The sequence below is a fragment of the Endozoicomonas sp. SESOKO2 genome, assembly GCF_024606245.1.
Classification (GTDB): Bacteria; Pseudomonadota; Gammaproteobacteria; order Pseudomonadales; family Endozoicomonadaceae; genus Endozoicomonas_A.
The window spans coordinates 1-1,086 of sequence record NZ_JAHHPQ010000165.1; the positions used below are offsets into that span (position 1 = coordinate 1).

Consider the following 1,086-nt stretch of genomic DNA (forward strand, 5'->3'; position numbering starts at 1 on the left):
ATCCTCAATTTTCTGCCGTCCTCGCTACGGGCGCTATTCTCGGTCAGCCTCCTAGCAGCTTTTACCCTCGTCGCCGCCTGCGGCGGCAAGGCGAAACCAGGCGCAATGCCTATTCTGAAGCAACAAGAATCAGCCCCGACTTACTACCTGTACCAGTACCTACTGAATTGACAGTCACTTCTCCTTGACTGTTTAAGCCATAACCAATAACCAGACTGTAATCATCCACAAGAAATTGAGTGAATATATCCGGGGCAACTTTGAAAAAGCTCATAATTTCAGAAATAAAAGTTTCAGCAAGCTGAGGAGCCAAGTTATAAACTGCCAGTGCAACTGAGAGCTTACTCTTCAATATTTCCTCATCTGTTTCTGAAGCAGATACAGGGCAGGTTATTAGAATTAAGCTGACGATCATGGTTGATATTACTGAACGCACTTGCAAGCCTCATAGTTTAGAGTGTGTCGGCAGTATAGACATGAGTAGTTCAGCCTCCCAAGAGTCTTGAGTTAAGCTCACCTATTCCCATAAACCGATAGCACTGGTTCATCCAGATTGGCCATCTGCTCCCTAAGCTCCAGAATATGTTCTGACCAGTAACGCTCGGTATTGAACCAGGTAAATGCCATGGGGAAGGCCGGGTCCGTCCAGCGTTTAGCCAGCCAGCCGGAGTAGTTGATCAGCCTCAGGGTTCGGAAATATTCCACCAGATTGAGCTCTATGGGATCAAACTCATGAAATTCCTCATAACCTTCCAGCAGTTCTGCCAGTTGGGTGGTCTGGCTGGCCCGGTCGCCGCTCAGAAACATCCATAAATCCTGAATAGCGGGAGCCATGCAGGTGTCGTCGAAGTCGACAAAGTGAGGGTTATCATCTCGCCAGAGAATGTTGCCGACGTGAGCATCACCGTGCACCCGAATCATTTTTGGGTGGTATTGAGCTTCGATTCGGGCAAGACGATCGAGAATGTCCCGGGTCAGAGTTTCATAAGCCTCTCTGAGTGTTGTGGGAATAAAATCATTGTCCAGCAGCCAGCTGACATTATCGATGCCGTATCTTTGCAGATTAATCTCAGGACGGTACTGGAA

2 protein-coding genes are annotated in these 1,086 nt (G+C 48.1%); both read right to left on the reverse strand.

Annotated elements, in window-relative coordinates; all coding sequences use genetic code 11:
• Positions 1 to 109: 109 nt before the first annotated feature.
• Positions 110 to 436 carry a hypothetical protein gene (locus KDK17_RS04180; RefSeq protein ID WP_257281585.1) on the reverse strand — a complete coding sequence of 109 codons (327 nt, stop codon included), beginning with the start codon at positions 434 to 436 and terminating at the stop codon, positions 110 to 112.
• Positions 437 to 513: 77 nt separating this feature from the next.
• A partial coding sequence (locus KDK17_RS04185) for a serine/threonine protein kinase (protein ID WP_257287416.1) occupies positions 514 to 1,086 on the reverse strand: 573 nt, incomplete at its 5' end.